Annotated in this window: 6 protein-coding genes; 1 reads left to right on the forward strand and 5 read right to left on the reverse strand. The window is 69.7% G+C overall.

Annotated elements, in window-relative coordinates:
* Nucleotides 1-139: 139 nt before the first annotated feature.
* Nucleotides 140-1,453 (forward strand): ISL3 family transposase, encoded by a 1,314-nt coding sequence (locus tag VGR06_RS30265; protein WP_327562571.1) that lies wholly within the window; start codon nucleotides 140-142, stop codon nucleotides 1,451-1,453.
* Nucleotides 1,454-1,767: 314 nt separating this feature from the next.
* On the opposite strand, the gene VGR06_RS30270 is transcribed toward VGR06_RS30265, so the two are convergent.
* The 5 genes from VGR06_RS30270 to VGR06_RS30290 all read right to left on the reverse strand — a co-directional run.
* Complete coding sequence (locus VGR06_RS30270) at nucleotides 1,768-3,279, reverse strand: eCIS core domain-containing protein (protein WP_327562572.1); 1,512 nt, start codon at nucleotides 3,277-3,279, stop codon at nucleotides 1,768-1,770.
* 98 nt (nucleotides 3,280-3,377) lie between these two features.
* Nucleotides 3,378-4,352 carry a prolipoprotein diacylglyceryl transferase family protein gene (locus VGR06_RS30275; protein WP_327562573.1) on the reverse strand — a complete coding sequence of 325 codons (975 nt, stop codon included), beginning with the start codon at nucleotides 4,350-4,352 and terminating at the stop codon, nucleotides 3,378-3,380.
* Nucleotides 4,353-4,504: 152 nt separating this feature from the next.
* A complete protein-coding gene (locus tag VGR06_RS30280) occupies nucleotides 4,505-5,425 on the reverse strand; it encodes a DUF922 domain-containing protein (protein WP_327562574.1) in 921 nt (306 codons plus the stop codon).
* Between the two features lie 411 nt (nucleotides 5,426-5,836).
* The gene (locus tag VGR06_RS30285; RefSeq protein WP_414637367.1) at nucleotides 5,837-6,043 is read right to left on the reverse strand and encodes a DUF1990 family protein; all 207 of its coding nucleotides are present in this window, start codon (nucleotides 6,041-6,043) and stop codon (nucleotides 5,837-5,839) included.
* Nucleotides 6,044-6,202: 159 nt separating this feature from the next.
* On the reverse strand, nucleotides 6,203-7,207 hold a 1,005-nt coding region (locus VGR06_RS30290; RefSeq protein ID WP_327562576.1), incomplete at its 5' end, for an NADPH:quinone reductase.

A 7,207-nucleotide genomic window follows, 5' to 3' on the forward strand; every position in this document is an offset into this window, starting at 1 on the left:
GGCTCTTCGAACTTGATCGGGGTGTGACGCCTCTCAGTGGCTGTGGGTGAGTGGCTGGTGGGGGTGGGTTGGTGGGGCTCGTGGCTGTTGTTGATCATTCCTGTTGTCGACGCAGGATCACAACAGAACAGCCACGAGCATGGTCAACGATACGACCCGGTTGCTGGGCCTGGATGGGCTGGCGGTCACGAGGGTCGAGGATGGACACGACGGCGGGCCGGTCGTGTATCTGGAAACCGCGGATGCGCGGGCGCAGGCGTGCCCGGTGTGTGGGGTGGATGCGGTGCGGGTCAAGGAGTGGATCACGACAGGTCCGCGTGATCTACCGGTCGCAGGCAGGACGGTGGGGTTGCGATGGCGGAAACGCCGCTGGGTTTGCGACCGGGCTGACTGTCCGCGTGGGACGTTCACCGAGCAGGTGGAGCAGGTGCCGGCCCGGGCACGGATCACGACCCGGCTGCGGGCGGCGGCCGGGGCTGCGGTCGGTGATGGCGGGCGCACGATTGTGCAGTCCGCTCGTGATCACGGCCTATCGTGGCCGGTAACGGCGGCGGCGTTCGCCGCGCACGCCGCGCGGGTGCTACCCGAGCAGCCGGATCCGGTGGCCGTGCTGGGCATCGATGAGACCCGACGGGGCCGGCCACGCTGGCAGTACAACACCGAGTTGGGGGTGTGGGAGATGACGGTGGACCGTTGGCACGTCGGGTTCGTCGATATCGGTGGCGGGCAAGGCCTGTTGGGCCAGGTCGAAGGCCGCACCGCTCAATCAGTCATCGACTGGATCAACGGCCGCTCACCGGACTGGCGGGCTGCGGTCGGGCATGTCGCCATCGACATGTGCACCGTGTTCAAAGCCGCCATCACCAGCGCGTTACCGCACGCCACGCTCGTGGTGGACCACTTCCACGTGGTGCAGTTAGCGAACAAGGTGATCGACGAGGTCCGCTGTCGGCGCACCGCCCAGGTCCGTGGTCGCCGCGGCCGATCCGGTGACCGGGAATGGGACCTGCGCAACAAGCTCACCGCCAACGTCGAGAACCGTGACCGGGACAAGACCCGCGCCATGGTCGCCGAACTGGCCGACCTGGGCGAGATCGGACCACCCATCCTGGCCGCCTGGCTGGCCAAAGAAGAACTCCGCCACCTCCTCGCGCTGGCCCGCACCCACCCCGACCGTCACCAGATCTCCCAACGCCTGTTCCGCTTCTACAGCATCTGCGCCGACGGCGGCGTGCCTGAAGTCCAGCGCCTCGCCACCACCGTGCAGACCTGGTGGCCCCAGATCGAAGCATTCCTCCACACCGGCATCACCAACGCCACCAGCGAAGGCATCAACCGCATCGTCAAACTCGAAGCCCGCACCGCCTACGGATTCCGCAACCCCACCAACCAACGACTACGCACCCGCTGCGCTACCACCCGACGAGCACGCGGATGCCTCAACCCCGCCTAACTTCGAAGAGCCACATTAGCTTTGATCATTCGCGGCTGGCGGGTGGTGTTCCCGGTTCTCGGGTGTTGATCTTCGGTTCGGTTGTTGATGTTGTTGTCAAGATGCTGGGTGCCTCGCTCTCTCGTCGGGTTAGCGCCGGTTCCACGGGGTCCGGGATTGGCCGCCGACCTCTACCGCCAAATCCTGCGACCAGCCGGTAACGTGCACCTGGAAAGTGCTCCTTGATCACCACGGAACAGAGGACTTCAACACCTCGTCTTCCCAGGCCAGGCAACCGCCGGCCCAACAGCCCGACGACCCGCCGTTCTGATCAATCAGGTGATGACGTCGTCCTGCTCTTCCTTGCCGCTGTTGCCGGTCACGGTGGTGATGAGGTGCCAGGCCCCGTCGTCGCTCTTCCGGATCGTGCGGATGAGGTCGTTCTCGTCAAACGTCTGCCACCCGGTCGGGTCAAACAAGCCCTTCTCGTTGGAGCACGTCCAGTCGTACTTCTGGTGCCTGACCCAGGTGCCGGGCACCATCTGGTCGAGCGGCACCAGCGCCGACGGGCTGATGTAGTGCTGGTCGCCCACCAACAGCCGTCCCGACATCTCGCCCTGCGGTCCGTTCTTCGGCTTTACGTCGGCGAACGGCGGATTCGGCGGCGTGCCTTCGGAGACGTTCTCTCTGGTCCACGTGCTCATCGGATTGGATCCGGGCGGATCCATGGTCCACGCGGTTTGCGTCGTCATGCCGTACCCCGGACTGCTCTTCCCCAGTTTGGAGAGCTTCGGATTCACCGGCCTGCCGCACTGGTTCTTCGGCGCCGGCTTCGTGCACCGCTGGACACGAAGTCCGGCGCGCAACGACGGTGTGACGCGACCGGCCAGCGCGCTCAACGTCCCGCGGATGCCTCGCGCCGACATGACCGCGGCGGCGGCGGCGACGTCGGCTTCCTCCTCGAGGCCCGAGTCGTCGTGGCTGGCGTTCTCCGCCATGAGATGCGTTCCGGCTCCTTGCTGCACGACGTGCGCCAGTTCATGCGCGAGCAGGGCGTCCCCGACCAGTGTCCCCGGCTGGTACTCACCGCCGGCGAACGCGATGTCGGAACCCACCGTGAACGCCCGAGCTCCCATCGACTCGACCGTCCCCGCCGCCCGCTCGTCGGTGTGGATCCGCACCCCGGACAGATCGGCCCCGTACAGCCCGCCGACCTGACCGGCCACGCCGGCGTCGAGCGGCCGTCCGCTTCCCAGCGCCGCCCGCGTCGACGTCGCCTCAGCGGCCGGGCGGCTCACGCCGTTCCTCGCCTTGAAGGCGATGCGCATCAGTTTGTCGTCGGCCGGGAGCCCGGTGTCCGACTCGGTGTCCGCGCCGCCAAGCGGGTTGCGCTGCGCCTGTTCGACGGCGTCCCTGGCGACGGCGCCCACCAGGTCGGGAGCCGACGTCATGCCCGCCGCGGCAGGGACGGCCTTTCGGACCTCCCGTTCGAGCGCGGCGGCCGGCGTGCCGCCGTACTTCGCCGCCTGTTCGTCGAGTTGTTCGTTGAACGTCGCGCCCATCGGCGTGAACGAGATCAGCGGTCCGACCTGGTCGGTGACGGCCGACCGGACCTGGCCGATGAACGCGGTCCTGCGAAGCTGCGTCGGGTCGAGCGGGTCGGGTGCCGAATCCTCGACGATCAGCCCCGGCGGCCCGGCGGCGGCGTCGGAGGCCGCCGTGCCGCCCGCGGGGTCCGCCGGCGCCGATTCGGGCGCCTGGTCGTCGCGCTGCACGGCCCGGGGCTGGAGGTAGCGCGCGACCGCGGAGTTGCCGGCGGCCCGTTGCATTGCGAGAACTCGCGCCACCGCAGTGCCTTTGGCATGCAGGTCGCTGTCCGCTGCACGGTGCGTCGGTCTCGCAACCGGTCCGCCGTCCGCCTCGGACTCCGACCCCGTCCGGCGCATCACCGCCGCCCCCTGGTGGGCGGCGGCTCCGAGACGAGCAGGTGGAACTCGCCGGTCGCGTCGACCAGAAGCTGTCCGGTGCAGCCCGGATGACGCGCACACAGAATCTCACCCGCCAGCCGACGAGCGGCTGCCTCGGGGAGCGCCTCGGGTGCACCCAACCCGTAGTGATGAACGGATAAGGCGGGAAGGCCGCGATCGCGACGAACCCGTTCAACGCGACCAAGCCGGTGGATCAGCATCCACCCGGCCAAGGACGCCGGTGCCGCGGCGCAGACAACGAGGGCGGGATGGGCGGGGATGATCCGCGCCGCAAGGGCGACGCCCACCCCGCACCCGAGCAGAGCCGACGTCCATTGCGCCTCGGAGAATCCCGCCCAGACCGGTCGCTCGGGGTCGCCTCGCGCCATCTCGAGCCAGAACCGGGCTGCGCCGTACGCGCCGACAACGAAGGCGGCGGTGACACCGGGACTCGGATCGCCCATGAGGAGCAGCAGCGAACTCAGCACGATGACCGCAGCAGCGGCCGACTCCCAGGCCTGCACGGGCGCGAGCGGCACGCCCACCAGATCCTCCGGGAAGCCCTCCGCGGCATGGGCCCGCCCGTACACGACTCCCTCGGCCCGCGGGCGCCCGTGGCAGCAGCCGACCGCGAGGCAGCCGAGCCGCCCGAAGACGAGGAACCCCATGATCCCGACCGAGGCCAGATCGAGTACCTGCAGCACCCCGGCGTGCGTCGTGTACGCCCACACCCCGACGACCAGCAGCACGGCGACCAGGTGATGGTAGAAGGTGAGCGAGACGGCGCCGCTGACGACGCCACTGCCGACGGCCACGATCAGGAAGGTGCACACCGCGAGCCCGGCCATGGTCAGCACTGGTGCGGGCGGGCGATGCGCCGCCTGCGCCCCGGCCAACGCCAGGGCCACCCCGACGATCCAGCCGACGGCCCCCCAGCAACGGAAGGTGGACATCGACCGTCCACCGAGGCGAACCTGGGGGCGGGTGAGCCGTGCCCAGCCTCTGCGAGACGGCAGCGGGTCTGGCGATGTCAGACGCCGCCAGCTCCTCGTCAACGGGATGGCGTGATCATCCAACCAATGCGGCACCATCGGGCACCCCCCGTCTAGGTCCCGCCGGTGGTCGTGGGCGCGGGTGTGGCAGCGCTGCGACATCCCGTCGTGTAGTCATGCTTCTCGCCGCTCGTCGTGAACCCCTTCTCGTCGGGGTTGACCTTGATCAACCCTTCACGCGCGTCGAGTTCCTCCTGCTTCTTCTCCGCCGCGCAGGTCGCGTCGTCGTACACCTTGCGGATGTCGGCGTCGGTCAGCTTCTTCTTGCCGGGCGGCGGCTTGAGATCCTTGAGTTTCTGGGCGAGACCCGTCAGCGCGGTCTTGTAGATCTCCATGTGGCGGTCCTCGTGCTCGTTGATCGCCTTCGCCATGTCCTGCACAAGTTTCCACTTGGCGTCGTTCACGGCACCGGAGAGTCCATGGCCTCGCACCGGGCGAGCCACCTTCTTGGTCAGCGACACGTTCAACGACACACCCGACACGGATTTGTCGTCGGCGGCGATGCACCACAACACCTGTCGGTTCGCCTGGACGTGACCGACGTTATCGTCGAGTCGCGCGGAGACCTCCTGCAGCCATTGGGACGGGCTGTCGGCGGTGACATCGATGGGTACCTCCGACGGGGTCTTGACGTTCTCGGTCACGCCGGTGGGACACGCCTGTTCCTCGCTGCCCTCGAGCGGGATCGGCGCGCTGTCGCCCAGCGCGGGGGTCGCCTCGTCCTCCTGCCGTTGCAGGACAGCCTCACCGAGTCGCGCCGCCGCAATCGTGTGGCACGCGGCTCGGTTGCCGACCGCGCGCTGCAGCGCCGCCGCCCAGTTGGCGCGGGACGCCCGATCGACGGCGGGCTGATCCCTCTGGGGCCGGGCCCGTGCCGGCTGCTCAGCCGTCGTCACCTCGGCAACAGTCGCCGGCCGGTTCGAGGGCGTGCGTACACCGGCCGCGGTCGCCAGTTCGGCGTCACGGGCCCGCATACGCATTACGCTCCCGCCTGCCCGCCCCTACCGCAAAGGCCGAGACGGACGTCGGATCGGGCAGCCATCGCCGCACTTTCGGGCAGTCGGCCTGTTCGAGCCGGCGCTACCGGCACGCAGCATGAATGCCAACGCCTCCAACGTGTTGTCGCACCACGCTCCCAACGGACAGCGGCCCCACGTGCCCTTGTAGGTGCCTGCGGCCAACTCCTTGTCGGTGTTGGCCTCTGACGTCGCCATCTTGGCCCCTGGCATCGCTGTAATGGCTTGTGGCGTCGCCGTGTTGGCCGAGTGTGCGCCGAGGTCGCCGTCAGCCGTGTCCGGCCTCGTCGTCACCAGCCAACACACCTACGCCAGAAGCCAACACGGCACCGTGGCGCGCCAACACGGCGACCTGAGACGCCAACACGGTCACGAGGTGCGGCTGCACGTGACGGTGCCGTCGGCGTGCCGCTCCAGCAGGAACGCCTCCTCCCCGCACTCCGGATGACCGGGCAGTGTGCCGTAGGCGAAACCCCGGCGGTGCTCCTCCTCGACGACGTGGACGACGCGGCCCGGGGCGGGCACGACAACGGTCCGATGCCAGGCGGACAACGACGATCGCGTCGGCCGCCACATCGGGGCCGGATGCCGCGACCCGCAGGCCCGCCCGCCGCTGCACCTGCCAGTGGGGTCAGATCTCGGGCCGCGGCGCCGAAATCGGTGGTCGCGGGCAGCCGCCTGGTGCGGTTGATCGTCCGCGCAACGCTGCTACCCGCTCGGGATCCAGCAGTTCCACTAAGCGCTCACGTCGATGAGGACCTTGCCGATGGCGCCGGACTGGACGGCGGTGTGGGCGTCGGCGGTGCGGTCGAGGAGGCCGGCGTCGCGGCCGGCGTGGAGGGCGCCGGCGTGGAGGGCCGCGGACACGTCGGCGACCGCACTGTCCTTTGTGGAGGGTTGGATGGTGTAGACGAGGACGAACTGGTAGCGGATGTTGGCGTACATGAGCGGGAAGACGGGGAGGGTGGCCGCGTCGCCGCCGTCGGTGGAGTAGACCGCGATGGTGGCGAGGGGACCGGCGACGGCGACGTCGAGCGCGGCGTTGGTGGCGGGGGAGACCTCGACGATGAGGTCGACGCCGGCCGGGGCGTGGTCGCGGATCACTTCGGCGGCGTTCTCGGTGCGGTAGTTGACCACGTGGTCGGCACCGGCGGCGGTCGCGAGTGTGGCCTTCTCCGGGCTGGAGACGGTGGTGATCACGGTGGCGCCGGCCCACTTCGCGAGCTGGATGGTGGCGTTGCCGACAGCTCCGGCGCCGCCGGCCACCAGGACGGTGCGCCCGGCGAGGGCACCCGGGGCGAGCCGCGAAGGTCCGCCCTCGGCCACGGTGAGGCAGCGGTGTGCGGTCAGCGCCGGGATGCCGAGGCCGGCGCCCAGCTCGAAGGGCGCTTTCTCGGGGAGGGGTACTGCCTGCCGGGCGGGTACGGTCACGAACTCCTGTGCCGTCCCGTCGGTGCGTTGCCAGGCCGCCTCCCACAGCCACACCCGGTGGCCCACGGAGAGCCCCTCGACGCCGGGGCCGACCGCGTCGACCACGCCGGCGCCGTCCTGGTTGGGCACCCGCGGCGGCGCCACCCCGTCGGGCACGCCGCGCCCCGCACGGCTCCCGGTGTCGGTCGGGTTGACCGCGGACAGGACGATCCGCACGCGAACCTCGCCGGCCCCGACGGACGGGGTCTCCCGCTCCACGATCTGCAGGACGGCGGCGGGCCCGGGCTCTTCAAAGACAGCAGCACGCAT

Origin of the sequence: Actinophytocola sp., from assembly GCF_036002505.1 — a bacterium.
In the GTDB taxonomy this organism is placed as follows: domain Bacteria; phylum Actinomycetota; class Actinomycetes; order Mycobacteriales; family Pseudonocardiaceae; genus DASYTH01.

Coding starts and splice junctions, on each gene's coding strand:
- VGR06_RS30265 (WP_327562571.1), top strand. CDS start 140: ATGGTCAACGATACGACCCGGTTGCTGGGCCTGGATGGGCTGGCGGTC.
- VGR06_RS30275 (WP_327562573.1), bottom strand. CDS start 4,352: ATGTCCACCTTCCGTTGCTGGGGGGCCGTCGGCTGGATCGTCGGGGTG.
- VGR06_RS30285 (WP_414637367.1), bottom strand. CDS start 6,043: ATGTGGCGGCCGACGCGATCGTCGTTGTCCGCCTGGCATCGGACCGTT.
- VGR06_RS30280 (WP_327562574.1), bottom strand. CDS start 5,425: ATGCGGGCCCGTGACGCCGAACTGGCGACCGCGGCCGGTGTACGCACG.